This window comes from Candidatus Dormiibacter sp., assembly GCF_050999135.1.
Classification (GTDB): Bacteria; Chloroflexota; Dormibacteria; order Dormibacterales; family Dormibacteraceae; genus Dormiibacter; species Dormiibacter spiritus.
Window position 1 is genome coordinate 1 of the sequence record NZ_JBPCPN010000013.1, and the last position, 25,144, is coordinate 25,144.

Consider the following 25,144-nt stretch of genomic DNA (forward strand, 5'->3'; position numbering starts at 1 on the left):
ACAACTTCGAGCGCGCACACACCGGCCGGAGGAACCGCGGGCACCCCCCGGCCGAGCTGGTCTATGGTGCCGGCAAGGTGCGCCCACGATGAGCCGCGACTGTCGCGGGATCTCGTGCGCTGTTCAGCCTAGGACCGCATGCAGCCAAGGCCTGAATACCCACGACCCTGCCTGCGGCGGCCGGCGTGGGTCAACTGGGCGTCCAGCGCTGGCGAACCTTCCGGCCTCAGCCGGCGGCTCGCGTGCCCTTCTGCGCTGACTCATGCCTGTCCGGGATCGGCGAGCTGCTGGGGGATGTGGTCTGGTGGCTGGGCACTTTCCGCACCCCATCGGCGAAGTGCCTTTTAACTGCATTTGAGTGCCGTCGAACCCCTATTCCCCTTCTTCAGCCGCCGCTACGAGGCTCGTCAGTCCATCCAGCGCAGAGGTGAACAGCTCCGGTTGCCTGACTTGCTCCGAGGCATCGCTTTCGCGGACGATCGCGGGGAGAAGAAGAAGCACTGCTCAAGCAGCTGACTACACAGCAACAGTTCTGACCCCACGTAATGCCCCAGAGACCGGCTGGACAACATCCACGCTGTCACGGGTTGCCAACTGCGGTCCATCCCCAGGCAAGACCCGACGCAATTTGGAACATGAAGCCGTGCGCTTCGTCGTCGGTCGGGTTCACTGGGTAGCGGGGCCAATCGTTGCCTTGAGCTGCAGCGGCGGAGAGGTACTTGTTAGTACAGAACAGGGCCAGCCACTTGCCGTCCGGTCCGTGCCAGACCTCCGCCGAACGCGCAGGTTCGCTGGACGACTTCCCCGTAACTCGCGTCGAGGCTTTCGACAGGGCGGGGTACAGAGCACCGGGGTCACTACCTCCTGTGGTCCCTGACCCGCCCATGACGAACCGCCGCCCCGAGTTCGCAGTTACCCAGTCGTTTAGATGGCGTTCGACAGTCGCGGCTGGCACGGTCGCCTTGCCAGTCAGTAGATCGAGGCACCAGGTCTCTTGCCACTGGGCGGCGAATGCGCTGTTAACGGCGTCGGGGACCCCCCACGTGCCAGATGGGTAACGCATTTCGCGCAGCTCCTGACCGCTGAGCAGGGTGTCGAGCTGAGTTGTTGAGGCGCTGTACGCGGCCATTGCCACCTTGCGCACCGCCGGCGCCGGGACTTCTATCGATGAGAAGTGCGGTGGCGCGATGCTCGCTGCTCCCCACCAGCGGTCGAACCCGAAGCCTGAAAAGCCGTACCCGAGCCGATGCAGGAACATATTTACCTCGGCTGCCAGGCGGGCCATCCCGGATGTGGTCCGGAAGGGCAAGCCGTATTCGAGCCGATCGGGATCCTTGTCCGGCGGGTTCGGGAAGATCGGGGTCACGATCACGGCCTCGTTGCCCGCCCGATGGTAATGGACCCAGGCACCAACGATGTACTGGTGAGCGAGATGTGCGTAAGGCTGGTAAATGCGGTCGGGGTCGGCCGCAGGGACCTGGGTGTTTTCTCCCACAGCGTAGGGATATTGACGACGAAAGGGATAGGCCACCACCGGGTACCAGGGTTTGGCCGTGCTGGGATGAATGAACGCTACGATGTCGCGCCAAGTCGGAGGCCGGGTCGTGTCGGCGCGGGCGGGCGCCCACATGCCGACCAGAAACCGGGCTCCTGCGGCACTAAGTGACCCCACCTCTCCGTACTCCAACAGCATTCCGGCGCCGGCGTTGCGCGGTATCGACGCGTTGTTGCGAGTGTTAAATCGATCCCAGGCGTCAGCGTCCGCGTCACCGATCACCCCGCCTTTGGCACCCGTCACGTCCATTACGCGGCGCACCGGTGAGCGGTTGGTCAGCCAGTCCGTGACGGACAGCTCGCGGTATTCGGTGGGAGGCCGCTGGCGCAACCATGGACCGGTGAGTTCCTTCCCCACTGTCGGCGTTTGGTCTGGGCTGACTCCGGGCGCCTCCCGAAGGCGCAGGAGCGGAAGGTCAACGTCGACCGCACCGAGCTCCAGCTTGCGAACGACCGTCAGTGGATCGTCCCTGTATGCCCCTATGGTCGACCGGTTGAGCGTCACGCCGGCCGCAGCGTACCGGCCTGGCGTAACCGACAGGACCAGATGCGTCCAAGAGTTGACCGACGCTGTGGCGGTCAACACTCCACCGGTGTAGGCGACGTTCGTCTGGTCCTCGTACACCGGCTTGCCGTTGTCCAGAATTGCCAGCCGCCAGCTGCCTCCACCGATGGGTGTTGCACCGATCGCATCGAGCAACCGCACGCTGATCGACACTGTCATGGCGAACCGCCGGGGTGGCCTTGCAGAGTAGTCACAGCAAAGGCTTACAACTGGCGGCCTGTTTTCGGATCGTAGGTGACCTCCACCGGAACTACCTGGTCGCTCGGCAGTATTTCGATCCACTGGTCGAAGATCTCGAAGTTGTTCTTCGGTGGCGCCGATGGGGCGATGCGAAATCCGCCCTGAAGTGGATCGAAGCCTTGTTCATACACGACGTCAACCGGCGTCGAAGTGACTGTGCTGGCCGGGTCTGATGGGTCGGTATAAGGATGAGTCGTGACGGACTCGCTATGCTTGGCGTCGACCGCGTCCGCAAGCTTTTGAAGCGCTTGGAGGATGGTGAGGCCGGCAAACTCCGGCTCTGGACCCGCGTACATGTCGGTCGGTCCGATGCCGTTCGTACCTTCAACCTGTTGAAGCCAGTTGAGCGCCGCGCGTTCGTGGTGAGGGCGGATGGGGATAACCGCCTTGACCCACGGCGAGTTGAGAAACGCATTGCGAAGGCTGTCGCCGTCGAGCTGCAGCAGCCAGCCAAGCGAGCTGCCGAGGCGGGCCGGAGTGGAGTCACCGGTGATGTAGTAGTTCGCATCGCGATCGGCTTCTGCTCCACCCCAACTGACGCCCGCCTGAACCTCGTTGCCTAGGACATGAGCGGGATCAGGAATCATCAATGGTTTGCCGTCGGAGCCGTACTGCGGAGTTCCATCGGGGTTCGTGAGAGGAATTAGGTCGGGCGCCGCGCCGTGAAGCCGCGGCCGCCACCACTCAGGCGCCACGAAGTACAACATCTTGTCGATGTCAAATATGGAATTGAGCAGCTCGGAGACAACGTGGCGCGTACGGTCGTCTGGAAATTGGATCCCTTTTGTGAGCATATCCTGGAGCAAGGCGCGATAGACGACAATGCGTTCCTCTTCGCGGAGTTCGTCATAGGGTCGGGGCTTGATGTCACGGGCCTGCTTGATACGGTCAGTGGCGGCCGCGAAATAGGCCTCTTGGAAGGCCAAGTTGTGCTCGCTGGTCGCAGCCGAGGCGAGCTGCGCATTCTGGTCGTTCACGCTCTTCAAAAGGGCTTTCGATGGAACGTAGTACGGCGTGAACTGCAGCGTGAGGTTGGGATTGCTGTCATCCGTGAACCCACCGTTCAGGCCGACCAGCACCGAGGTGATGTTCAGCTCCCCCTCCGGGGTTGTGGAGACGTCCTGGTTCCGATAGCTGAATCCCCAGTTGGGGCCGGAGGCGACGACGATCTCCGCCTTGTCAAAGAGATAACCGGAGCGGGGAGCGATCAGCTGCACGACGAGAATGGGGACGAAGCTGGGGCACTGGTTGTCGTCAAAGGTGTATTGCCAGTTGATGGTTACGGGATCTGCCTTGACTCGCGCTTCGGGGACGGGCACTGACTGCGGGTTGGGATTGGCTGGGATATCCGGCGGCTTGGTGATATGGATGAGGTTGGCGATTCCGAGGGTCTTGCCCGCGTCGTCGACGTAGGTCTGCCAGCACATGTAGGTGCCGACGTCTTGTACCTGGACACCTAGTTGGCGCATCTTGCGCCGCAGCTCATAGTTGATAAGATGGTCGGTCGTGTTGGCGAGGAGATATCGCTTACTGGAAACGTCGGTATTCTCGGTGACGGTCTTGAGCGTCGTCTTGTAATTGGTAGTGATCTCCTCGGACAACGTCTGCGTTTGTTGGCGCATCTGCTTATGGGTGTTTTCGCGGGCGTTCTGCTGAGTGGTGTCCAGGCCAAAGCTGGCGGACTCATTGGCGCTTCCCCACGCCCAGTTCTGGTTAGAGTTCGCGGTAGCACCGAGCTTCGTGTTCTGCTGGTTGTCTTGTTTGACGGCTTCTGAAAGATCGTCCTGGGTCGTGTTGGTTGTAGCCGACTTTCGGACGACTTGGGTTGAGGCCTCAATCGTCTGCTCGATGGTAGTCTTCCGCGTGCTTACCTCGACGAGCTCGACTGACGCGCCGGGCGACAACCATACGTGGCTCACTGGCACACCGAGGAAGGTATCCAACTCAAAGAAGTACTCTCGGAACAGGTGGACCAGCCCGATCGGCGACAGACCAACGCGATCTAGATCTTGGTGCGGATCGATGGTGTCGAACGGATTGTCAGAGGTTCCGGGACCAAAGATGTCGCCAAGTGATTTGAATTGCAGGGAATCGTAGATTATGTGCTTCAGATCACCGATGGCGCCGCGAGTCTTGAAGTCGAGCAACAGGCTCGCGAGGGCGGTTTCGTGCTGGAGCTTGGTCGTGATCACCTTCGCAGCTTCGTTCTGAGTGCCGCCGGCCCGAGTGTTGTTCTGTTGGTGCCAGAGTGTTGCGTACTCGGTGATGGCGGCGGTCTTCACGGGGCCGTCGAGCGTGCGCTGCACCAGGTCGGGCGTGAGTTGCTCCCACACGCTATCGCTGTACTGCGCAGGCAGGACGTGAGCGATTTCGCGCAGCAGGACGCTGTTGAAAATGGGCCCCGGCTGGGGAGCATAGGTAGCTGGCGTCAACTGGCCGATGTTGATAACTTGACCGTCGATTTGAATTGGTAGGCTGGACGCGAATCGATTGACCGAAGAGGCGTACAGCTGAGCACGGTCGATGCCGTAGCCACCGAAGAAGCGATGGACCGTGCGGGCGGACTTCCAGCCGAGAAGTGGTTGATAAACGCCGAAGAGTTCGCTGGAGTAGGGAAGAATTCCCTTGTAGGAACTCAGGTCGCTGAAACGTGACACAAGCTGTCGCTCCTTATTCAGTGAACGGCGGACTAGTCAACGATCCGGATGACGCGGTGCAGTAGCCTATTCTCACCTCCGCCCGGCTCGGGATGAGCAGGCCCACACCTCTATTCAGTGCCTTCAGCAGCGGCTAGGAGTCCTTTCACGTTCAGGGAAAGGGTAAACATAGTTAGTTCGCCCGACGCGTCCCGAGGCCACTCACTAGGCGGTCGGTCCCAATAGAGCTCCACTCCATTGCCGTCGGGGTCGTCCAAGTAGATTGCCTCACTCACACCGTGGTCGGACGCGCCGGTGATCGGCCAATCCGCCGCGAGGAGCCGCTTCAGCGCACCTGCCAGCTCCCGCCGGCTGGGATAGAGGATGGCGTGGTGGTAGAGACCCGTCGTCCCCGGCGCCGGCGGCGAGCCGCCCTGGCTCTCCCAGGTGTTGAGCCCGATGTGGTGGTGGTAGCCGCCGGCGCTTAGGAATGCCGCCTGGCTGCCGTAGCGAATGGTCAGCTCGAATCCAAGCACTCCCGCATAGAAGGCCAGCGAGCGCTCCAGGTCGGCGACCTTGAGGTGGACGTGGCCGATGCGGACTCGAGGGTCGATCGGCTCGGTCATCGCACTCATTTTTCCGGCTCTCGCCCAACTCCGATGGTAGCGGCGGGACTAGCCGCCCAGCTGGGCCAGCTTCTCGTCGATCCTGCGCTCGGATGACCGTCGCTCGAGCTCGTCCGCCTGGGAGAGGACGACGAACTTCGCGTACCCCGCCAGGCGAGGATGCACCTCCTGCACCCGCCGAAACATCTCCTGTGCCGCCAGGCGGTAGTCAGGATGGCCCTGGGGCGTCGTCCGCAGCTCACAAAGGTGAAAGATCTCACGCAGGTTCGCGGAAACGAACCAACGCAGCCGGTAGGCGAGCGGCACCGCATATTGAGCGAGGGACGGGCCTAGGTCGGCGCTGATTCGCTCCTGGGCTCGCGCCGCCGCCTCCTGCGCCGCGGCGAAGCGGCCGGCGAGACCGGCTTCCGCCAGGCCGGCAGGCAGGTCGTAACCGAGGCCTGTACCGAGCAGCTGACGATCCTGCGTGAGCATGCGGTGCCGCTGCAAATCCCGGTAGGCGGCGAAGTTAGCGGTCAGCTCGAAGGTGTAGACGGCGTGCTCCAGGGCGCGCGGCGCCTTGTGTCGGCGGTTGGCGCGGTCCCCCAGCAGCGCGTCCAGTACCTTGGCCGGCTCCACGCCCACCGCGGCCAACTCGTCCCAGCCGAGATCGGAGTGCGGATAGAGCGCGGCTGCCACCACCTTCGCTTCAGCTTGCGGGTCGTGCTCGATCAGCCTCACCTCAGGACCCTGCGGACCGCCGGAGGCACGCGGGGCAAGCATCGACAGCTTTCCCCTCACGGTCTTGAGACGAGCCGCCGCAGGTGCCCCGTAGCGCTCGTCCAGCGCGCGGCGCACGAAGGCGGGGATCACCTTGGTCAGCTCGCTCTGAAGCTCGCCGCTGAGCGCGCGCACTTCCGGCAGCTCTGATGCCGCCGACTTGGTGATCAGGTACTCGAAAGCGCGGCCGTTGCCATAGAGGCCCAGGTTGGTCAAGGTCGCCGCTGGGAGCAGGCCGCGCAGAAGGTCGAAGGCCTTGGCTCGAGTAGCGGACATCCAGGCTCTTTCGCCCTCCCCTCCCTGCTGCGGAAAGCGGTGCCGGACGTGCTCCAGGACGGGTGTCAGCAGCTCGCTGAAAGTCTGAAAGAGGCTGTCCAGCGCCGGCTCATAAGCCGGGTGTCGCAGCTCCGCGCCACGGTGATAGAGAAAGCGACCGTCGGCGCCGGGCCGGTCGAAGCGCACATAGCGGGTTGACTTCTCGAGCGGCGAGAGGCCGATGCGCGAGTCCTCCAGGGCCTTGGCGGCCAGCGTCGAAACGCGCTCAATCGCCACGTGGGCTCCGGCCAGCTCAGCCACCGAGTCATCGCCGTAGCCGATCAAGACCCGCTGGTAGAACGCCTCTGCCCGCTCGGAGGAAACGCGCTCGTCGGGCGGTGAGCCGGTCGGGTCCAGGCTGATCCCTGCGTCGGGATCCACCAGGAACTCATCCAGGAGCACCCGTCGCAGGCTCTTCTCCGTCCGAGAGTAGCGGGAGAAGAGAGCGCCCTTCACCACCTCCGGGAGATTGCGCAGCGCGAAGACGCGGCCGTCCAGGTTGGTGAGATAGCGCTCGAGCCGAGCCCGTTCGGCGGGGTTGAAATCATCGGCCGGAGCGGAGCCAGCAGCCATCCGGACCACGATAGCCGGGCTTGCTCGGCACGGCGCGACACCCCCGGCAGCTACAGCACCGTCGCCCGCAAAGTCCGCGCCCGCTACGGTGACCGCATCCCCTCGGTCCGCGTAAGCTCAGAGCACGAGGTTCGTAGTACCAAGCTCCACCAAGCCCATCGGCTAGCTGGAGTCCCCCGGTCGGGTAACCAAGGGGGTGCGGGCCTCGCCGCGCCCCAGCCGCGCACCGTCACCCGCGCCGGTTACCGCCGTTCAGGCGGTCGCTGAGCGTCGGTCAGCTGGCCCGCAGGTGAACCGTAAGCTCGCCCCGCCGCGCCAGCTCGCGCACCTGCTCGCGGCTCAAGCGGACTTCGACCGGGTCGACCCGGGGCCGGGATTCCTGCACGGTCAGCCCCAGCTCGATGAGGTGCCTGAGCACCCGCTGGTAGCGCTCGCCGCGCTCAGCAGCCAGGGCCTTGACGTCGGCCAGCAGCTGCTCGGGCAGTCGCAAGGAAATCGCCACTTTCGGCACCCGCAGGTTGCGGAAGTCGGCGGCCTCCAGTTCGCTCAGCGGGCTCCAGATTTGGCTTTCCACCCAGGCGTTGAGCTCTTCGACAGACATCCGCTCAAGTTCCTCGGTCGTGGCTTCACGGGTCATCATGTCTCCCAGGCCGTGATCGGCCGTAGTACTCCGGCCGCTGGTCGTTCCGCGATGACCGTCAGCCGTCGCCCGCTGGGGGTTTTGCCGACGACGCGAAGCTCGCCGCCCCGGCCGCGCTGCCGCAGGCTCGACGGCGACTGCAAGACTTCCTCGACTTCCGTCGGGCTGATGCGGCGCGCCGCGTTGTCCTCCAATAGGTGGCGTCGGTTTCGTTCGTCCCATATGATTCTCGCCACCCAATATACAACCGCGTGGACAATGTATATGCATTCCCAGCAGAGGTCTAGGGTCGGGCCTAGAGCATCGCCTTGAAAGGTCTGCTTGCACCGGCTGCTGGGGACCGCCGCAGGCATGTGCACATAATCCGATGCACATAATCCGAAGCCGTGGACGCGATCTTGGACATCGACTGGGCTGAGCATTGGCGGCTGCTGGCGAAGGCTCGCCAAAGCGCCTCACCGGGAGCTGACCACTGGGCCGGTCGGGCAGGTCGCTTCGCCCGCTCGATCAGACATCAGCCTGATTACTTCCTCACCTTTTTGGAACCCTGGCTCAATTCGCACAAGACCGCCCTGGACGTAGGTGCGGGCGTCGGCCGCCACTCCCTCCCCCTGGCCCGCCGGCTGGACTGGGTGACTGCTGTGGAACCCTCGGAGGCCATGCGCGAATTGATGCCCGGCGCTGACAACCTGACGGTGATTGCAAGTGAGTGGCTGGACGCAGAGCCCGCTCCCGCTGACCTGGTCATCTGTGTTCACGTGCTGCAGTTGGTTCCGGATGCCGCACCCTTCCTGGAAAAGCTGAGCGCGAGCGCGAAGGAGCGAGTCTTCGTGGTGATGCGGGACGCGCCCTTCGGCCATCCGGCTCAGCAGATGCCGGGCGCAGTGCGGGCGCGGGAGCCGTGGCTGCGTGATTGCCTGCTGCTCCTGCGGCAGCTGGGCCTTGAGCCGGAGCTCGCCATGTTTCGCTACCCGGTCAGCTTCCACTACGCCAGCGTGCAGGAGGCGCTTCGCGACTGCGGCCAGGAGGACTTCGATTTAGAGCGGTCGAAGGAGGTGCGGAGCTGGCTGGAGAGCAGGCTGCAACGCGGGCCCGATGGGGATCTGGTCTTCGCCGGCGGGGACACTGTAGCGGGCGTCCTGCACTGGGCGCCGCAGCGCGACCCGAACTGACCAGTCACCCGCGACCGCCGGCACTCGTTCCCTAGCCTGACTTCCGATGGACAGCGGAGAGGTGATGCTGCGGCCTGTCAGGCCGGCCGATCGAGAGCGAATCGAGGCCATCTGCGAGAAGGTCTGGGAGGGGCGGGACCACGTGCCGCACCAGCTAGACAGCTGGCTGGCCGATCCCGCCGCCACCTTCCAGGCCGCCGAGCGGAACGGCGAGGTGGCTGGCATCCAGCGATTGCTGCCGGTCGCGCCCGGGATAGTTCTTTACCACGCGCTCCGGGTGGCGCCCGAATACCGCCGCCAGGGGGTGGCCCGCTCCATGCTGCGCCAGGCCCTGATGGAGGCCCGCCGGCTCGGTTTCAGCGAAGTACGGCTCTACACGGGCGAACCCGAGGCGGCCACTCTGTTCCGGAGCGAAGGTTTTCAAGAGCTGACTGACTGCGTCACCTGGACAGGTGCACGGCTGGAGGGTGGTGAGCTCCCCGAACTGGCTCGGCCGGGCGACGTGCAGGTCTTGGCGCGGCTGGTCGAGAGCGATCCCGCTCTGGCCGCGTACGGCGGAGTGACCGCTGACTGGAGCGGCCCGCTGAGGCCCGATGCCGACCTGCTCGGCAAGCTGATCGACGAGGGTTTGGTCAGGGTCGGACCGGGGAGGCGCTCGCTCGCACTCCTGCGCCGCAACTGGCTGCCCGAGATGGCGGTCACCTTCCTGGCAGGGACCGGGTCGTCGCTGGAGGAGCTCCTCTACCGCCTCCGGGCTGAGGCTGACGCGCAGGCCGTGGCGGCCTGCTCGCTGTTGGCGCCACAGGATCACCCTGCCGCTGACACGTTCCAGGCGGTTGGCTACGATCGGGCCCACGATGAGAAGCACGCCCTTATCTACTCGCGTGGGCTCTGAGCGGCCGCCGCGGGCGGTGCACAGGTGAGCCGGCGTTACGTCATTCTGGGCAACGGCATCGCCGGCCAGACCTGCGCCGAAGAGCTTCGGGCCCAGGACGCCGAGTGCTCGATAGTAATGATCGCCGCCGAGCGGCATCCCCTCTACAACCGGGTGGCGTTGCCGCGCTACCTACGCGGCCAGGTTCGAGAGGAAAAGGTGATGATGCGCTCGCTGGCGCAGTACGCAGAGCGGGGGCTGGAGATCCATTTCGAAACCTGGGCCACCGAGGTGGACGCCAAAGCCCAGCTGGTGCGCACCAGCCGTGGTCAGGAGTTCCCCTATGACGCGCTGCTCATCGCCACCGGCGGCAGGCCCAAGCCGCCGCCCTGGCCTGGCTCCGACGAAGTGCCTGAGATCTACGGCTTTCAGACCCTGGACGACACCAAGGCCATCATCGCCCGGGCTGAGGAGTGCGAGCGTGTGCTCGTCATGGGCGGCAGCTTCATTGCCTACGAGCTCGCCGAGGGGCTTGTCCATCGCGGCAAGCGCGTCACCTGGATCATGCGCGGCCCTTGGTTCCTCCGCTACATCCTGGACGCCGAAGGCGGCCAGCTCTGCCGGCAGCTGGGCGAGGCGATGGGCGTGGAATTCTGTTGCGAGGACGAGGTCCAGCGCTTTTCCCGGCAGAACGGTCTCTTTCAGGGCGAGACCCAGCAGGGCCGCCGAGTCGAGTTCGAGATGATGAGCTACGGGGTCGGCCTTGACTACTACGTAGAGCCTGCCCAGGGCACGGGGGCTGAGTTGAGGCGCGGCCTCGTGACCGACGTGCGCCTGCAGACTGCGGCGCCCAATGTCTATGCGGCCGGCGACATCGCTGTCTTCTACGACTCAATGCTGGGCAGGCACAACCAGATGGGCACCTGGGACAACGCTGAAGCGCACGGTCGCACGGCGGCGCACAACATGGCAGGGGCGGGGGAGGATTTTTTCGACGTCCCGACCTACACCACCACCATGTTCGGCTCCACCCTGGCGGTGATGGGGATCACCCCTGACATCGAGCCCGAACTCGAGTCGGTGCGCACCTACTCATTCGAGCAGAAGTTCTATCGCAAGCTGTTCTTTCGGGCCGACCGGCTGGTGGGCGCCATCATGATCGGACCGCCGAAGGGCCGCAAGAAGCTGATCGAGATCATGCGCTCGCAGGCAAGGATCGAGCGGCCGAAAGAGGACCTCCTGGACCCCACCAACCTGGTGTGAGTCGCATCGGGGGGCAGCTGGCCAGGGGGGGCTGGGCCGCAGAGCTCAGGACCGCGGCGGGGTCGACCACGCCACCGCTATGCCAGCTCCGGGCACTCCCAAAAGGATGTCTGTCCCATGGTCAGCGCCTTCCTGCTGTTACTCCGGCTCACGCAGCGACGATGTAGATCACCTCGACACCGAAGGCTGTATAGACTGGCGCCGCCCGACGGTCGGCGCTGATGAGCGTGTGATTGTGGTGCGCTGCGGTTGCCGCGATCAACGCGTCATAGAGCGCCCCGCCACGGATGCCCAGTTCGATCGCCGCTCGCAAGCCGTTCCGCGCCGCGCTCGCAGGCAGCACCAACCATCGAGCTCGAAAGCGACGCTCGAGCCATTCAAGTACGACCGCCGGGGCGAGCCGTTGGCCCGCAGGCATCCGGCTCATCGCCGCAGTGGTCTCGTAGGCCACGTGAGCAATCAGGGACGACTGCTCTGCAGCAAGCGCCTTGACCGCGGCCTCGTGTGCTACGTGCCACGGTGCCGCGGCTGCGATCGTGACGCTCGAGTCAGGGGCGATCATCGACGCACGCGATAAATCGCCGCACGCACGCCCTCAACTGTCAGAGGCTCCATCGGGCCGTCGGTAACAATCACCGGCTGGCCTTGATGGTCATCGATGCGCGCTGGCGCGTCAGCCACCGCCAGCTCGATCACGCCGTCGCGCGCTACGACCTCGAGCTCCGCTGACCCGCTGATTCCCAGCTCGCTGCGAAGTGCTTTCGGCACGACCAAACGGCCTACCGAATCCATGGTAATTCTCATGGGAAGAGATTACCAAGGACTGTCTCGATCCGGCATGCTCTTCTTACGGGGTCGATGAGGGCGCCCGCGAGGCTGGCGAAAGGGGAGCCCGCGGTCCCGGAATCGCAGCTTCCGCCCCCGATAGTCGCCCGCTGCGGCCAGGGCGTACGCTCTGGAACATGATTCAGCGCGAGCTCGTGGACCGCCTCTCCGAACTGCCCTGGCTGGACCAGGTGGCTGACACCGTCAGCGGGCTCACCAACCCGATCCTCGACTCCGTGGCCGGGCTCAAGGATCTGCTGCACGGACGCTGGCTCGGCCACGCACTGCATCCGGTGGTGACAGACCTGCCCATCGGTTTCTGGATCTCCTCATTGCTGCTGGACCTGGTCGGCGCCGGCAAGTCCGCCGGACTGTTGAGCGCGGCCGGCTCCGTTTCAGCCTTGGGCGCTGTGGCGACCGGGCTGGCCGACTGGACACCCACCTATGGCAGTGAACGCCGCCTGGGAATGCTGCACGCTCTGCTCAATACCGCGGGCCTGGCCTGCCAGGTGGTCTCGCTCAGCGCCAGGCTGCGCGGGCATCGGCTACGTGCTATCGGCTACTCAGCCACAGGTCTGAGCATCAGCTCGGCCGCTGCCTATCTGGGCGGCGAACTGGTCATGAACAACGGCGTGATGGTCAACCACACAGCCTGGGAATCAGGGCCGCAGGACTGGACAGCCGTCGGCGCGAGCTCCGACTGGGAGGAGGGCCAGACGAAGCCGCTGGAGGCCGGCGGCCGGGCGCTGTTGGTGTCTCGCTTCGGCGGTCAGTTTCAGGCGATCAGCGCCACCTGTTCCCACGCGGGAGGCCCGCTCGGCAAGGGCGAGGTGAAGGGTGGGGTGGTCACCTGTCCCTGGCATGGCTCCCAGTTCCGCGTCGACGATGGGGAGGTGGTGAGAGCGCCGGCGACCTTCTGCCAGCCGCGCCTCCAGGTCCGCGTCAGCGACGGCCAGGTGCAGGTCAAAGCCTAGGCCGGCAGCGCGAGGCGTCCGGCAAAGGCGCAGTCCGAGGGCCGGCGGTCTATTCAGCTTGGGCCGGGCTGCCTGAAGTGGGCGCGGCCTAAGCTTCTTGTCACATGTCCCGCAGATACGGCCAGGGGCCGTTCGATCCCTTCGAGCGATCCCCGTTCGAGGGCTTCCAGCAGGTGAAGCTGCCCCGGCCGCCGCGGCGCTTCTGGATTGGCCTCGGCTTCTTCGCCGCCGCACTGGCGGTGTTCATCTTCACCCAACCGCTGATCGGCTTCATCACCGAGAACCAGTGGTTCGACGCGCTGGGGCTGGGGACCGTCTACAGGACGCGCGTGGCGACGCAGTTCTGGCTCTTCCTGATCGCCTTCCTGCTGGCCTTCCTGGTGGCCGGGCTCAACGGCTTTTTGGCCCTGAGCATGAACGCCAGCGGCGGCCTCCGCGCGGTGGGGATCCGGCGCCGGATCGTCAGGACGCCACGGGGCTACCTGGCGCTCGGCGTCAGCCTGTTCCTGGCTCTGATCCTGGGCCTAACTGCCAGTTCCAGCTGGCAAGAGTGGCTTCTCTTCATCAACGCTCGTCCGAGCGGCGTCAGCGAGCCGCTGTTCGGCCTGGACGTGAGCTTTTATCTGTTGACGATGCCGTTTCTGCGAGCGCTGCAGAGCTGGCTCTTTGGGCTTGTCTTCTTCACAGGACTGCTGGCAGCCGGCCTCCACGCCTGGAACGGGCTGACCATCGATTTCCGCTTCTCGCGCCGCGCCATCGGCCATCTCTCGGCCCTGCTGGGGCTGCTGGCACTGATTATCGCGTTCGGCACAGTGCTGGACCGCTACAACCTGGTCTCGGCCCACAACGGCGTCGTCTACGGCGCCGGTTACACCGACGTGAACATCCGCAGCGCACTGGCAGTGTTCCAGGCACTGCTCGCCCTGGTGCTGGCAGTGCTCCTCTTCGTCAACCTGGCCATCCGCCGCGTGGTGGTGCCCGCCGGTTCGCTGGCTGTCTGGCTGATAGCGGCAATCCTGATCGGCGTGGTGCCCAGCGTGGTGCAGCGAGTGCAGGTCCAGCCCGCCGAGCCGAGCCAGGAGGCGCCCTACATCCAGCGGGAGATCGACTACACGCGAAAGTCGTACGGCATCGACCACGTGCAGGTGCGGCCCTACGGCGGGAACGCGTCGATCACGAGCCAGGACCTGGCCAACGACAGCGCCACCATCGACAACCTGCGGCTTTGGGACGACACCCAGATCCACGAGACCTACCAGCAGCTGCAGTCCATCCGCACCTACTACTCCTTCCCCCAGATCGATCTTGACCGCTATCTGGTCGACGGCCGAACCCGGCAGCTCCAGATCAGCGCCCGAGAGCTGGAGCCTGACCGTTTGCCGAGCCAGGCCCAGCGCTGGGTCAACCAGCGGCTGGAATACACCCATGGCTACAGCGTGGCCGCCAGCCCTGTCAGCGCTGTCGCTGGCGAGGGTCTGCCTGATTACGTCGCTCGGGACATCCCCACCCAGGGCCCGCTCACCGTCACCCGGCCCCAGATCTACTTCGGCCAGACTGGCGCGTACGTGCTGGCGCCCTCGAAGGCGCAGGAGTTCGACTACCCGCAGGGCGATCTCAACGTGCGGACCAATTACTCAGGTCAGCATGGTGTGCCCCTGTCAGGCGCCAACCGAGCGTTGTGGTCACTCCGGACCGGCGACTTCAACCTGTTGGTCTCGGACCAGATCTCTAACAAGACACAGATGCTGTTCCGGCGCAACATTCAGGAACGGGTGAGCGCGATAGCCCCTTTCCTGGACCTCTACGACAACCCCTACGTGGTCGTCTCGAAGGCCGGCAGGATCTACTGGATTCAGGACGCCTACGTTTCCGCTGACGGTTATCCCTACGCCCAGCCGGTCCCCCTGACAGTGGACCAAGCCGGCGGCCACAACTACGTTCGAAACTCGGTCAAGGCGGTGGTCGACGCCTACGAGGGGACAGTTGACTTCTACATCTCTGACAGCCACGACCCCATCATCGCCGCGTACTCTCGAGCCTTTCCCAATCTGATGAAGCCGCTCTCGGCGATGCCGACCGACCTGCAGGCGCACCTGCGCGTGCCGCCCAAGCAGTTCGAGATCCAGGCGGTCATGTACGCGACCTATCACATTGCGGACTCAAACGTGCTCTACAACCGTGAGGATGTTTGGGACCTGGCTCTGGCCAGGCCCTACTACGTGCAGATGCGACTGCCCGGCGAGTCTCGGGTCGAGTACCTGCAGATCATCCCCTTCTCGCCGCGCAACAAACAGAACCTCACAGGCTGGCTTGCGGTGCGCAATGATCCAGGTCACTACGGCGAGCTCATCGCCTACGTCTTACCCAAGGACAAGGTGGTGCTGGGACCGCAGCAGATCGCCAGTCGCATTCAGCAGACTCCTGCCTTCTCCAGTGACAAGACGCTTCTCAACCAGCAGGGCTCCGGGCTCATCGAGGGCAATCTGTTGGTGGTGCCGATCGGTGACTCCTTTCTCTACTTCGAGCCGATCTACCTGCGAGCGACAGGGTCGGGGAGCAGCTTGCCCGAGCTGAAGCGCGTGATCTTGACGGATGCGACCGGTCAGACCCCTGTCGTCTACCAGCCGACACTGCAGAATGCGCTCGCCCAGCTGATCGGTGAGCAACCTCCGCCTACGCTGGGCACGCCGGGCCAGCCAGCGGGTCCAGCTCCGGCCGGGGACACACAGAAGCAGATCGCCGATCTGGTCACCCAGGCGAACGCCCTCTACACCGATGCCCAGGCGGCTCTGAAGCGGGGTGACCTGGCGACCTACGCCAAGGATGTGGACCAGATCGGGCAGATCCTGAAGCAGATCGACGCTCTCCAGCACGGCACGCAGCCGGCACCACCGCCGGGCACGAGCGCCTCGCCAGGCGTGCCGACGCCGCAGCCATCAGCCTCCCCGTCTCGCTCGCCATAGGCAGAGTGCGTCCGCGGGGTCAGAGATCCAAAGGGAGACACAAACGATGCGAGAAGCTGTGATCGTCGAGGCGGTGCGGACGCCGATGGGCAAGCGGAACGGCCAGCTCCGCGACCTGCACCCGGTTCTGCTCGGCGCACTGGTGCTGCAAGGGCTGCTCGAGCGCGCGGGGCTGGCGCCGGCCGCGGTGGATGACGTCATCTTCGGCTGTGTCACGCAGACTGGCGAGCAGGGCCTCAACGTCGGCCGCAACGCGTGGCTGACCGCGGGCTTCCCGGTCGAGACGCCGGCCACGACGGTGGATCGCCAATGCGGCTCCAGCCAGCAGGCCATCCACTTCGCCGCCAGCCTGGTCCAGAGCGGAGCCGCCGAAGTCGTGGTCGCCGGCGGCGTCGAGTCGATGTCGCGGGTGCCGCTGGGCGCGAACGTGACGCAGGGGCCTGGTCTGCCCTATCCGCCGGAGCTGCTGGAGCGCTACAACCTGGTCCCGCAGGGAATCTCGGCGGAGCTGATGGCGCGCAAGTACGGCATCAGCCGTCAGGCGATGGACGAGTTCAGCGTGATGAGCCATCGGCGGGCGGCCACCGCCACGCGAGAAGGGCGGCTGGCCGGCCAGATTCTGCCGCTGGAGGTACCCGAGAATGGGCATAGCCGCACGGTGACGGTGGACGAGGGCATCCGGCCGCAGGCCAGCTACGAGGCTGTGGCAGCCTTGAAACCGGCCTTCAGCCCTGACCATTCGATCACGGCCGGCAACTCGAGCCAGATCACCGACGGCGCCGCCGCGGTGCTGGTCACCTCGCCGGAGAAGGCGGCGGAGCTACGGCTGCGGCCGCGCGCGCGCATCCTGGCCCATCGCGTGGTCGGCTGCGACCCTGTGCTGATGCTGGAAGGGCCCATCCCCGGTACGGCGGCGGTGCTGAAAGCGGCCGGCCTGGCGCTGGCCGACATCGACCTATTCGAGACCAACGAGGCGTTCGCCTCGGTCGTGTTGGCCTGGGCGCAGGAGACAGGCGCCTCGCTGGCGAAGACGAACGTCAACGGTGGTGCAATCGCGCTGGGCCACCCGCTGGGAGCTTCCGGCGCCCGGCTGATGTGTCACTTGCTCTATGAGCTCGAAGCCCGCGAGCAGCGCTACGGCCTGCAGGCCATGTGCTGCGGCGGCGGCCTGGGCACTGCCACGATCATCGAACGCCTGCCGTAGTGGCTGGAGTGCTGACCGGCGGGCTGGTCTGCCGCTCGCCCGTGGGCCTTAGTGGCGAGCCAAGGATCTGCGCCGGTTGAGCGATGAAAGCGACAAGCTAGCCGCTGAATCCTATTCAGTGATCATTCGCCCGGAGTGGTCAGGGTTGATAGGACTCGACTGGGCCCGCCCCCTTCTTGGCTGGCAGGACGATCGAATCGTGGACCTGCCGCGTGGAATCTCGCGTCACGAGGTCCGCTTCCTGGCGCTCCACGGTGCAACGTTTGCGTTGAAGGAACTGCCGGGTGGACTGGCAACGCGTGAATATCACGCACTCCGCCGCCTGGAGGAGTTGGGTGGCTCAGCAGTGCGGGCGGCCGGGTTGGTGCTGCGTAGGTTGTTGGATCCCGGCTCCGAGCAGTCAGGCGTTGTCATTACGCGTTATGTGGACTACTCCTTCTCCTACCGAGAGCTGCTCTCGGGCGAAAGCTTCGGTCCTCGCCGTGATCAGCTCCTGGATGCGTTCGCCTTCCTGCTTGTCGAGCTCCACCTCCTCGGCTGCTTCTGGGGCGATTGCTCACTCTCAAACGTGCTCTACCGCTACGATGCCGGCGCCATCGAGACTCTGCTGGTCGACGCGGAGACGACTGCACTGCATCCCAGCCTTTCCGACGGGCAGCGGCAGCACGATCTCAGCATCATGATCGACAACGTGGGGGGCGAGATGGGCGACATTGCCGCCGTACAGGGCGTGTCTCTTGACAGCGCCGACCTGGGCTTGGGCGACGACATCGCCCGTCGTTACGAGAGGCTTTGGACCGAGCTGGGCAGCGAGCAAAGGATTCCGGTGGATCGCCAGTACCTGATCACTGAGCGCATCGCCAAACTCAACGATCTGGGCTTCCAGGTGGATCAACTGGAGGTCATTCCGCACCCAGGCCGCGACCACCTGCACCTGCGGCTCAAGGTCGGAGATCGTAACTTCCACAGCAGCCGGCTGCGAGAACTGACGGGCGTCGAAGCCGCTGAGAACCAGGCCCGCCAGATCCTTGCCGACCTCCGCTATTTCGAAGTCAAGGAGGGCAGGGGCGAGTCGGCCAAGCCGCTGCTCAGGATGCGCTGGCGCGTTGAGGAGTTCGAGCCCTGGCTGCGCCGGCTGGCACGCCACCTTCCCCCCGAAGCTGACCCCCTCCAGGCGTATTGCGATCTGCTGCATCATCGCTACCTGCTTTCGGCTGAAGCCGGCAGGGATGTGGGCACTGAAGCTGCCTTCCAACACTGGCTGAGCAGCGACAGGCCCGGCTACCCTCTGGCAGCCGAAGGCTTGGACGGCTAGCTTTGGCTACCTCAGGAGAGAAAGCCGCGCCTCTTGAAGAAGGTGAGCTGCAGGGCCACCGAAGCGACCATCACGCGCCCTCGTGGATCAAAGCAGCGCGCACCAGCCCGTTGGCTTGGTTGCTAGAGTCCGGCTATGGATGTATTTGGTCGGCTGGAGGAGCTGGAGCGAATTCCGATCTGGGGCGGTGCTGAGGCGAGGGCAGTCATGGGCGATCAGATCACGTTTGCAGTCATCGACCTGGAGCCCAATTCGCAGGTTCCGGAGCATCATCACGTCAACGAGCAGGTGGGCATGGTGCTTAGGGGCGAGATCACCCTGACAGTCGCCGGCGAGGCCCGCACGCTGGGGCCGGGTGGTACCTACGTGCTGCGGGGGGATGTGCCGCATTCGGCGCTGACCGGTCCTCAGGGCTGCTCGGTAATCGACACCTTCTCCCCTGTGCGGCGAGATTGGGATGCCTTTCCCCGGCACGATCCCCGCCCGGGAGCATGGCCCGGGTAAGCCGAACTGCCGAGCTGCTCGCCCAACTGGTGGGCGCGGAAGCCAGCCGGTTCGACGGCCTTGAACCCGCGCTGGCCGAAGACCTGCTCCGCCGGATGTCGGAGCTGCTGGCGGCGGCGGCCACCGACGAGCTGACCGGTCTCCTCCGCCGAGGTGCCGGCCTGCCGGCGTTGGAACGGGAGCTGCGCAGGGCAGAGCGCCAGGGAGACCAGCGGCTGACGGTCGCCTTTCTCGATCTGCATTCCCTGAAGCAGGTCAATGACACGGAGGGCCATGCCGCGGGTGACGCACTCCTCCGGACGCTCGCCGAGACCCTCCGCCAGGGCCTGCGCGCCTATGACGTGATCATCCGCTGGGGCGGTGACGAGTTCGTCCTGGGCCTGGCGGCGGATTTCGGCCAGGGGGAAACGATCCTGACTAGGCTGGCCGAGAGCTTCGGCGCCGCGACCTCTCACAGTTTTCACTTCGGGTTGGCTCAGTTGCAGCCGGGTGAGACTGTCGCGGACCTGGTGGCCCGCGCGGACGCCGATCTCTATGCCCGCCGGCGGGGCAGCGGCCGCGACAGGTGAGGTGAAGCCAGGCAGAACCGCCAGGGCCGATGGCCCCACTCGTTGCTGTAGTCCATGCCGATCCGCTTCGTCTGGGCGATGGCGCCGGGTTTAGGTCGAAAGCCGTCGTCCATGACATAGAGGTCGGGCGGCACCAACGGCGCTCCGGAAAGCTTCGTGTCGACGATGTGCAGCTCCCGGCAGACCAAGCCTGGACCGGAACAGCGGCCAAGCCCGGGGCCTGGCTCGAGCGCCCTCACCAGCACCGCCTGCGGAACTCCCTCGAGCTGGGTCACGAAGTTCAGGCAGCGATGCATGCCGTAGCTGGTGTAGACGTAGGCGTGGCCGGGCGGCCCGAACATGGGCCGCGTACGCGGCGTGAGACCGCGCCAGGAGTGGGCCATGCGGTCTTGAGGTCCGCAGTAGGCCTCCACCTCGACCAGCCGGCCCCAATAGCGCCGGCCGTCCAACTCCCGGAAGACCAGCTTGCCGAGCAGGTCAGGGGCCACCGTGAGCGTGTCCCGAGCGAAGAACTCCGGGCCCAGCAGCTGCACCGGTGCAATATAGAGAAGAGCGCCTAGCCGTTTGAAGCCGGACAGCGCCAGCAACACCCAAGGAGAAGGACACCATGGCCACCGCCACTTTGACGGCCACCTCGCGGATCGAGGAGATCCTCGGCGACTCGGCCCGCTCGCTGCTGGAGCACTCCTGCCAGACCATCAGCAAAGACGACCTGCACCTGCCCGGACCCGACTTCATCGACAGGGTCTTCAGCGTGAGCGACCGAAATCCCCGGGTCCTGCGCAGCCTGCAGACGATCTACGGTCACGGCCGGCTGGCCCACACCGGTTACGTCTCCATCCTGCCGGTGGACCAGGGTATTGAGCACTCGGCCGCCGCGTCCTTCGCCCCCAATCCCGAGTACTTCGATGGTGGGAACATCGTCAAGCTGGCGGTCGAAGGCGGCTGCAACGCGGTGGCCTCGACGTTCGGCGTGCTCGGCTCGGTGGCGCGCCAGTACGCCCACCGCATTCCGTTCATTGTGAAGATCAATCACAACCAGCTCCTCACCTTCCCGACTGAGTACGACCAGATCCCGTTCGGCACTGTGCGGGAAGCGTGGGAGATGGGCGCCGTGGGCCTGGGCGCCACCATCTACTTCGGTTCGCCTCAGTCCAGCCGTCAGATCGTCGAGGTGGCGCGACTCTTCCACGAAGCGCACGAGCTCGGCCTGGCCACCATCCTCTGGTGCTACCTGCGCAACTCAGAGTTCACCAAGAACGGAGTGAACTACGAGGTGTCGGCCGACCTGACGGGCCAGGCCAACCACTTGGGCGTCACCATCGAGGCCGACATCATCAAGCAGAAGCTGCCGGAGAACAATGGCGGCTTCAACGCGATCAAGGTAGGCAAGACCAGCAAACTTGTCTACGAGAAGCTGACGAGCGATCACCCGATCGACCTCTGCCGGTACCAGGTGGCCAACTGCTACATGGGCCGGGCGGGGCTGATCAACTCAGGCGGCGCCTCGATGGGCGACACCGACCTGCAGGAGGCGGTGACCACCGCAGTGGTGAACAAGCGAGCCGGCGGCACTGGGCTGATCACTGGCCGGAAGGCCTTCCAGCGTCCGATGAAGGAAGGCGTAGGTCTGCTCAACGCGGTTCAGGACGTCTACCTGAACCCCGCCATCACTGTCGCCTAGCGCCGGCTAAGCACAGCTCGTCCGGCTCCTCTGAGCGAGCGGCGCAGGCTGCGGCCGAAGCCGCGTCCGAACCGTACTCTTGCCTGAGATGCAGCTGGCGTTTTTGGGGACCGGATCGGCGTTCTCGCTCGAGCGCTACAACGGAGCTGTGGTCGTCGACGGCCGCTTCCTCCTCGACGCCGGGGCGCCCGTGCTGCCTCACATGCACCGCCTCGGTCTCGATCCCGGCGGCATTGAGGCTGTGCTCCTCACCCACTTTCACGGCGACCACCTGCTGGGACTGCCCAGTTTTCTGCTCTATCGCGCGTTTCACCCGACGGGTGGCCAGCTGCCCGTGCTGGGACCGCCGGGTGTCAGGAAACGGATCGAGCAGCTCTGCAGCCTGGCTTGGAGCGACGATTGGCCGGATGCCCGGGAGCGGGCGGGAGTCACTTATCAGGAGGCTCAGGCAGAGGGGGAGGTGGCGGAAATCCGCTACCAGACAGTCAAGCTGGAGCATGGTCAGATGGACTGCCGGGGCTACCGACTGCACTTGGAGGGACGCGTGCTCGCCTACGCGGGGGACACGACTGCCAGCCCACCGCTCGAGCGGCTGGTGGAAGGCGCCGATATCGCCATCACGGAAGCGACCGCGCCCAGCGAGTCAAGCGTCCACACGAGTTGGTCGGAGGCGGAGGCACTTGCCGCCCGCCATCCCGGCACGCGCTTCATCTTCAACCACATTCACTCGGGTCACCTGGACCGCGCGGCAACCGATCTGCGGATCATGGATGTCTAGGCAAATCTGGCTGTCTAGGCGAAGGTTGTCCTTGACAGGGATGGGCTTTTGTCCCACAATTGCGATGCGCCGCTGCCAGCTCCCGCTTCTCTCTGGCGCCGTCCCCGTCGGCCAGCTCAGAGAGGAACGTGAAGGTGCCCGAGGTTACTCGCCGCGAGGAGTTGAATTCTCTCTCCAGGTCCATTACTACCGGTTACTTGAAGCGGCTGTCACTACGTTCGGAACCTCCCGTGGCGCAAGCTGGGCGCAACACCGACTCCCGCATCCGGCGCGCCCGGCGCCGCCTGCAGAGACCGCCGCTGCCTTAGGTTTCGTGCTGGTCGGCTGTCAGGCGGCGGGCCCCCCGCCGCTCCTCTGGCTGGGGGCCGTTATTCAGTGCGCCCCGTGAACGGGCGCCGGCTTCAGGCCATTCTGCTGGCGGCCCTGGCGGGCTGCGCCGGCTTCTCGCTGCTGGCACTCTTCGGCTGGGTGCTCTACCAGCGCGTATTCCAGGACTCAGTGGCGGCGCTCTTGATTGTCGGCCTGATTTTCGGCGCTGGCGGTCTCTACGGCGGCTGGCTGCTCAGCATGATCGTCTTCTCTGCCCTGAGCGGCGGCGACGCCGACGAACAAGGCGCCCGCTGAAGGGCGTGCAGGATAGCCCAGTGGAACTGTCCCAGCCGTCCACTAGGATGGCCCGTGTGGAAGTGCTGGGGCCGAAGGGGCCGTTCCCCTACGGCGGCGTCGACCGATCTACCTGGATGCGCAATCAACTGGGCGTGGCGGCCGAGATCTTGGACAACCCTGGTGGAGGGCTGCTCTTCGCCACCCAGACCATCGGCCAGGTCAAGGCGGCGCTGGGTGGTCAGTCAGGCTCCAGCAAGCTGGTGGACCTCTTGGACCAAGCTGAGGAACAGGTGGTGCGGCGACAATTCGCTCATGCCCGCGCGCTCCTCAGCGAGGTACTTCGGCATCTGGAGACGGTCGCCGAGACCTGACCCGCTGCCGAGCTCTAGGGCCGCTCCTGCGCAGTTCGTTTACCTTGACCAGCGCTTCGCGCAGCTCTCCTATCCAGTCCGCCTCGTGCTCTGCCACAAGCTTCACGCACCAGGCAAGGGCTTCGCTGCGGCTTCGCGCCACACTTGCCTCGACCAGCGTGTCCAGGACTTGTCGCTCCCTCATCCGCAGTCGCGTCATGACAGGCGTCGCCAGACTCGTGAAATCGAACCTTTCCCTGCCCACCTCAACCGCCCAAGAGAGACGGCGGCCGAAGCGGAGCTCGGCCCTCTGAGCGATGCCCATTCGGACCTGGCGCGATTCCTCTCGAAAGCTCTGAACCAACTCGCGCAGCGGCACTCCGGGCCTTCCCGGTAGCGCCCCGACGACAACTATCTCGTCAGGATCGACCTCTGCCCGCGCCGGCTCCTGGAACCAGCCGGCCGGCACTTCGGCCTGGAGCCAGGTTGCCAGATTTGGATGCGTCATGATTACAGTGTTACATTTCGATCGGCCGGCAGGCACCCCTTCCGGCAGCAGCAAGACATTGCCCACGCTCCGAAGGTGATCGACACACGGTCCACAGGGCCTCGAACCGCCCTCCCGTAGCATCAGTTGGACCTTGCTGGTCCACGTGATCGCCGACTACGGTCATGGGGACCTCGCTTTCGCCGAGGTGCATCCAGCGCATCAAGTGCTACCTGCCCATGGCGACCATCAAGCCCAGGAGGGTCGAGGGCATTGCCGGATCCCGGCTTCGGCTGAAGATAGGAACCGTCGAGAGAGAAGTGATCGCCAGCGAGACGAGCTTCGCGGTTGAACCCGGCCAACTGGCCTTCGCACCGGGCAGCAGTGGTTGGCCTGATGCGCGTGGCGGCGAGGCACGCTGGCTGGAGCTCGTCTTGCGCGGAGGCAACGCCTGGGAGGTGTTTGGTCGACCTTCGGTAGGCGCCCACATTCGTCTCAGCGTTCTGGACTGACCATCGGATGGACGACTTCACTCTCGGCGTCGAGGAGGAGTATCAGGTGGTCGACCCAGCCACCCATGAACTTCGGTCGGACGCCCAGCGAGTCCTGGGCAGGGCCGCAAGGCAGGTCGGAGACGAGGTGACCGGTGAGCTCTACCTATCCCAAGTCGAGGTCGGGACACCTGTCTGTCAAACGCTGGCCGAGGTCCGCCGGGAAGTCATCCGATTGCGGCGTGCGGCGGCCAGCGCGGCGGCGGCCGAAGGATGCCGAATCGCCGCCGCCGGCACCCATCCTTTCTCCCACTGGGCCGAGCAGGAGCTCACGCCCAAGACGCGGTACGGGCGGATAGTCAACCAGTACCAGCAGCTCGCCCGGGAGGAGGTGATCTTCGGCAACCACGTCCATGTTGGGATCGGGAGCCGCGAGGCTGCCATCCAGATCATGAATCGAGCGCGCCTCTGGCTCGCGCCCATACTTGCGCTGGCCGCCAACTCCCCGTACTGGTTGGGCATCGACTCCGGTTATGCCAGTTTCGGTCGCTAGATGTGGCGGCGGTGGCCGATGGCTGGTGTTCCCCCCGTCTTCTCCTCCCGCGCCGACTACGAGGAGTTCATCCGGCTCCTGGTGGAAACCAGAACCATCGCGGAGCCGACGAAGCTGTACTGGGACATCCGACCCTCGGAGCGGTTTGAGACGCTCGAGTTTCGTGTCACTGACGTCTGCCTGTCTGTGGATGAGGCCGTGCTGGTGGCCGGTCTGGTTCGCGCCCTGGCGCGAACCTGCCACCTCCAGGCCCAGCGCGAAGAGCCTGTACCGGGGGTGCGTACGGAGCTCCTGGTGGCGGCCAACTGGCGGGCTGCTCGGTATGGCATCGACGGTGAGCTGTTTGGACATCGAGGAGCCCGGCTCGGTGCCAGCCAAAACACTTATCGAGAGGTTCCTCAGCTGCGTGCGGCCGGCGCTTGAAGAGCAGGGCGACTGGGAGGAGGTCTCGAGCCTTTTGGCCGCTACGCTGGCTGGAGGAAATGGCGCCAATCGCCAGCGCAGGGCCTTCGCCCGCAGGCAGCGACTGAAGGATGTTGTGGACCTGCTGATCGCGGAGACCTCAGCGGAGTGAGGGAAGTGCGGCAGGCCCTCCTCGCTGGGCGCGGGTGGGCCGATCAATGG

Annotated in this window: 23 protein-coding genes and 1 pseudogene; 15 read left to right on the forward strand and 9 right to left on the reverse strand. The window is 65.2% G+C overall.

Annotated elements, in window-relative coordinates; all coding sequences use genetic code 11:
* Positions 1–580: 580 nt before the first annotated feature.
* From ACR2MZ_RS03095 to ACR2MZ_RS03115, 5 genes are all read right to left on the reverse strand, one after another.
* A complete protein-coding gene (locus tag ACR2MZ_RS03095; RefSeq protein WP_434003606.1) occupies positions 581–2,278 on the reverse strand; it encodes a hypothetical protein in 1,698 nt (565 codons plus the stop codon).
* A gap of 44 nt (positions 2,279–2,322) precedes the next feature.
* On the reverse strand, positions 2,323–5,016 hold the full coding sequence (locus tag ACR2MZ_RS03100; protein ID WP_434003607.1) for a peptidoglycan-binding protein: 2,694 nt from the start codon (positions 5,014–5,016) through the stop codon (positions 2,323–2,325).
* A 110-nt stretch (positions 5,017–5,126) separates the two neighbouring features.
* Complete coding sequence (locus tag ACR2MZ_RS03105; RefSeq protein WP_434003608.1) at positions 5,127–5,621, reverse strand: VOC family protein; 495 nt, start codon at positions 5,619–5,621, stop codon at positions 5,127–5,129.
* Between the two features lie 48 nt (positions 5,622–5,669).
* A complete protein-coding gene (locus ACR2MZ_RS03110) occupies positions 5,670–7,268 on the reverse strand; it encodes an FAD-dependent thymidylate synthase (RefSeq protein WP_434003609.1) in 1,599 nt (532 codons plus the stop codon).
* Between the two features lie 274 nt (positions 7,269–7,542).
* On the reverse strand, positions 7,543–7,869 hold the full coding sequence (locus ACR2MZ_RS03115) for a CopG family antitoxin (protein WP_434003610.1): 327 nt from the start codon (positions 7,867–7,869) through the stop codon (positions 7,543–7,545).
* 425 nt (positions 7,870–8,294) lie between these two features.
* Here ACR2MZ_RS03115 and ACR2MZ_RS03120 point away from each other — a divergent pair, with 425 nt between their 5' ends.
* Genes ACR2MZ_RS03120 through ACR2MZ_RS03130 form a run of 3 tightly spaced genes read left to right on the forward strand, consistent with a single transcriptional unit; the run spans position 8,295 to position 11,217 of the window.
* Positions 8,295–9,080 (forward strand): class I SAM-dependent methyltransferase, encoded by a 786-nt coding sequence (locus tag ACR2MZ_RS03120; RefSeq protein ID WP_434003611.1) that lies wholly within the window; start codon positions 8,295–8,297, stop codon positions 9,078–9,080.
* A gap of 46 nt (positions 9,081–9,126) precedes the next feature.
* Positions 9,127–9,975, forward strand: coding sequence for a GNAT family N-acetyltransferase (locus ACR2MZ_RS03125; protein ID WP_434003612.1), 849 nt, complete (start codon positions 9,127–9,129; stop codon positions 9,973–9,975).
* A 24-nt stretch (positions 9,976–9,999) separates the two neighbouring features.
* Entirely contained in the window at positions 10,000–11,217 is a 1,218-nt protein-coding gene (locus ACR2MZ_RS03130) for an NAD(P)/FAD-dependent oxidoreductase (RefSeq protein WP_434003613.1), read from the forward strand.
* Between the two features lie 148 nt (positions 11,218–11,365).
* Here the strand turns inward: ACR2MZ_RS03130 and ACR2MZ_RS03135 are convergent, their stop codons facing one another.
* Together ACR2MZ_RS03135 and ACR2MZ_RS03140 are read right to left on the reverse strand one after the other, a co-directional pair.
* Entirely contained in the window at positions 11,366–11,779 is a 414-nt protein-coding gene (locus tag ACR2MZ_RS03135) for a PIN domain-containing protein (RefSeq protein ID WP_434003614.1), read from the reverse strand.
* A complete protein-coding gene (locus ACR2MZ_RS03140; RefSeq protein ID WP_434003615.1) occupies positions 11,776–12,009 on the reverse strand; it encodes a hypothetical protein in 234 nt (77 codons plus the stop codon). Before ACR2MZ_RS03140 ends, ACR2MZ_RS03135 begins: the two co-directional genes overlap by 4 nt.
* Positions 12,010–12,179: 170 nt before the next feature.
* Here ACR2MZ_RS03140 and ACR2MZ_RS03145 point away from each other — a divergent pair, with 170 nt between their 5' ends.
* The 6 genes from ACR2MZ_RS03145 to ACR2MZ_RS03170 all read left to right on the forward strand — a co-directional run bounded on the left by ACR2MZ_RS03145 (position 12,180) and on the right by ACR2MZ_RS03170 (position 19,571).
* Complete coding sequence (locus ACR2MZ_RS03145; protein WP_434003616.1) at positions 12,180–13,016, forward strand: Rieske (2Fe-2S) protein; 837 nt, start codon at positions 12,180–12,182, stop codon at positions 13,014–13,016.
* 104 nt (positions 13,017–13,120) lie between these two features.
* Positions 13,121–15,979: a UPF0182 family membrane protein gene (locus ACR2MZ_RS03150; RefSeq protein WP_434003617.1), complete on the forward strand. Its 2,859-nt coding sequence runs from the start codon at positions 13,121–13,123 to the stop codon at positions 15,977–15,979.
* A 46-nt stretch (positions 15,980–16,025) separates the two neighbouring features.
* Positions 16,026–17,183 (forward strand): thiolase family protein, encoded by a 1,158-nt coding sequence (locus tag ACR2MZ_RS03155; RefSeq protein ID WP_434003618.1) that lies wholly within the window; start codon positions 16,026–16,028, stop codon positions 17,181–17,183.
* Between the two features lie 76 nt (positions 17,184–17,259).
* Complete coding sequence (locus ACR2MZ_RS03160; RefSeq protein WP_434003619.1) at positions 17,260–18,498, forward strand: DUF4032 domain-containing protein; 1,239 nt, start codon at positions 17,260–17,262, stop codon at positions 18,496–18,498.
* A gap of 135 nt (positions 18,499–18,633) precedes the next feature.
* Positions 18,634–19,002: a cupin domain-containing protein gene (locus ACR2MZ_RS03165; RefSeq protein WP_434003620.1), complete on the forward strand. Its 369-nt coding sequence runs from the start codon at positions 18,634–18,636 to the stop codon at positions 19,000–19,002.
* Positions 18,990–19,571, forward strand: coding sequence for a GGDEF domain-containing protein (locus ACR2MZ_RS03170; protein WP_434003621.1), 582 nt, complete (start codon positions 18,990–18,992; stop codon positions 19,569–19,571). Before ACR2MZ_RS03165 ends, ACR2MZ_RS03170 begins: the two co-directional genes overlap by 13 nt.
* Here the strand turns inward: ACR2MZ_RS03170 and ACR2MZ_RS03175 are convergent.
* On the reverse strand, positions 19,535–20,104 hold the full coding sequence (locus ACR2MZ_RS03175; RefSeq protein ID WP_434003622.1) for a DNA-3-methyladenine glycosylase: 570 nt from the start codon (positions 20,102–20,104) through the stop codon (positions 19,535–19,537). The two genes, ACR2MZ_RS03170 and ACR2MZ_RS03175, sit on opposite strands and share 37 nt — an antisense overlap.
* A gap of 74 nt (positions 20,105–20,178) precedes the next feature.
* Between ACR2MZ_RS03175 and ACR2MZ_RS03180 the strand changes: the two genes are divergently transcribed.
* The 4 genes from ACR2MZ_RS03180 to ACR2MZ_RS03195 all read left to right on the forward strand — a co-directional run bounded on the left by ACR2MZ_RS03180 (position 20,179) and on the right by ACR2MZ_RS03195 (position 23,010).
* Positions 20,179–21,255 carry a class I fructose-bisphosphate aldolase gene (locus ACR2MZ_RS03180; RefSeq protein ID WP_434003623.1) on the forward strand — a complete coding sequence of 359 codons (1,077 nt, stop codon included), beginning with the start codon at positions 20,179–20,181 and terminating at the stop codon, positions 21,253–21,255.
* 88 nt (positions 21,256–21,343) lie between these two features.
* Positions 21,344–22,033, forward strand: a complete 690-nt coding sequence (locus tag ACR2MZ_RS03185; RefSeq protein ID WP_434003686.1) for an MBL fold metallo-hydrolase — start codon at positions 21,344–21,346, stop codon at positions 22,031–22,033.
* A 384-nt stretch (positions 22,034–22,417) separates the two neighbouring features.
* The gene (locus ACR2MZ_RS03190) at positions 22,418–22,657 is read left to right on the forward strand and encodes a hypothetical protein (protein WP_434003624.1); all 240 of its coding nucleotides are present in this window, start codon (positions 22,418–22,420) and stop codon (positions 22,655–22,657) included.
* A 56-nt stretch (positions 22,658–22,713) separates the two neighbouring features.
* Positions 22,714–23,010 (forward strand): hypothetical protein, encoded by a 297-nt coding sequence (locus ACR2MZ_RS03195; RefSeq protein ID WP_434003625.1) that lies wholly within the window; start codon positions 22,714–22,716, stop codon positions 23,008–23,010.
* Here ACR2MZ_RS03195 and ACR2MZ_RS03200 read toward each other — a convergent pair.
* Positions 22,967–23,497 carry a hypothetical protein gene (locus tag ACR2MZ_RS03200; protein WP_434003626.1) on the reverse strand — a complete coding sequence of 177 codons (531 nt, stop codon included), beginning with the start codon at positions 23,495–23,497 and terminating at the stop codon, positions 22,967–22,969. The two genes, ACR2MZ_RS03195 and ACR2MZ_RS03200, sit on opposite strands and share 44 nt — an antisense overlap.
* A gap of 164 nt (positions 23,498–23,661) precedes the next feature.
* On the opposite strand from ACR2MZ_RS03200, the gene ACR2MZ_RS03205 reads away from it, so the two are divergent.
* Both ACR2MZ_RS03205 and ACR2MZ_RS03210 read left to right on the forward strand, forming a co-directional pair.
* Positions 23,662–23,988, forward strand: a complete 327-nt coding sequence (locus ACR2MZ_RS03205) for a hypothetical protein (protein ID WP_434003627.1) — start codon at positions 23,662–23,664, stop codon at positions 23,986–23,988.
* Positions 23,989–23,995: 7 nt separating this feature from the next.
* Positions 23,996–24,943 (forward strand): annotated as a pseudogene (locus ACR2MZ_RS03210) (carboxylate-amine ligase).
* Positions 24,944–25,144 lie beyond the last annotated feature (201 nt).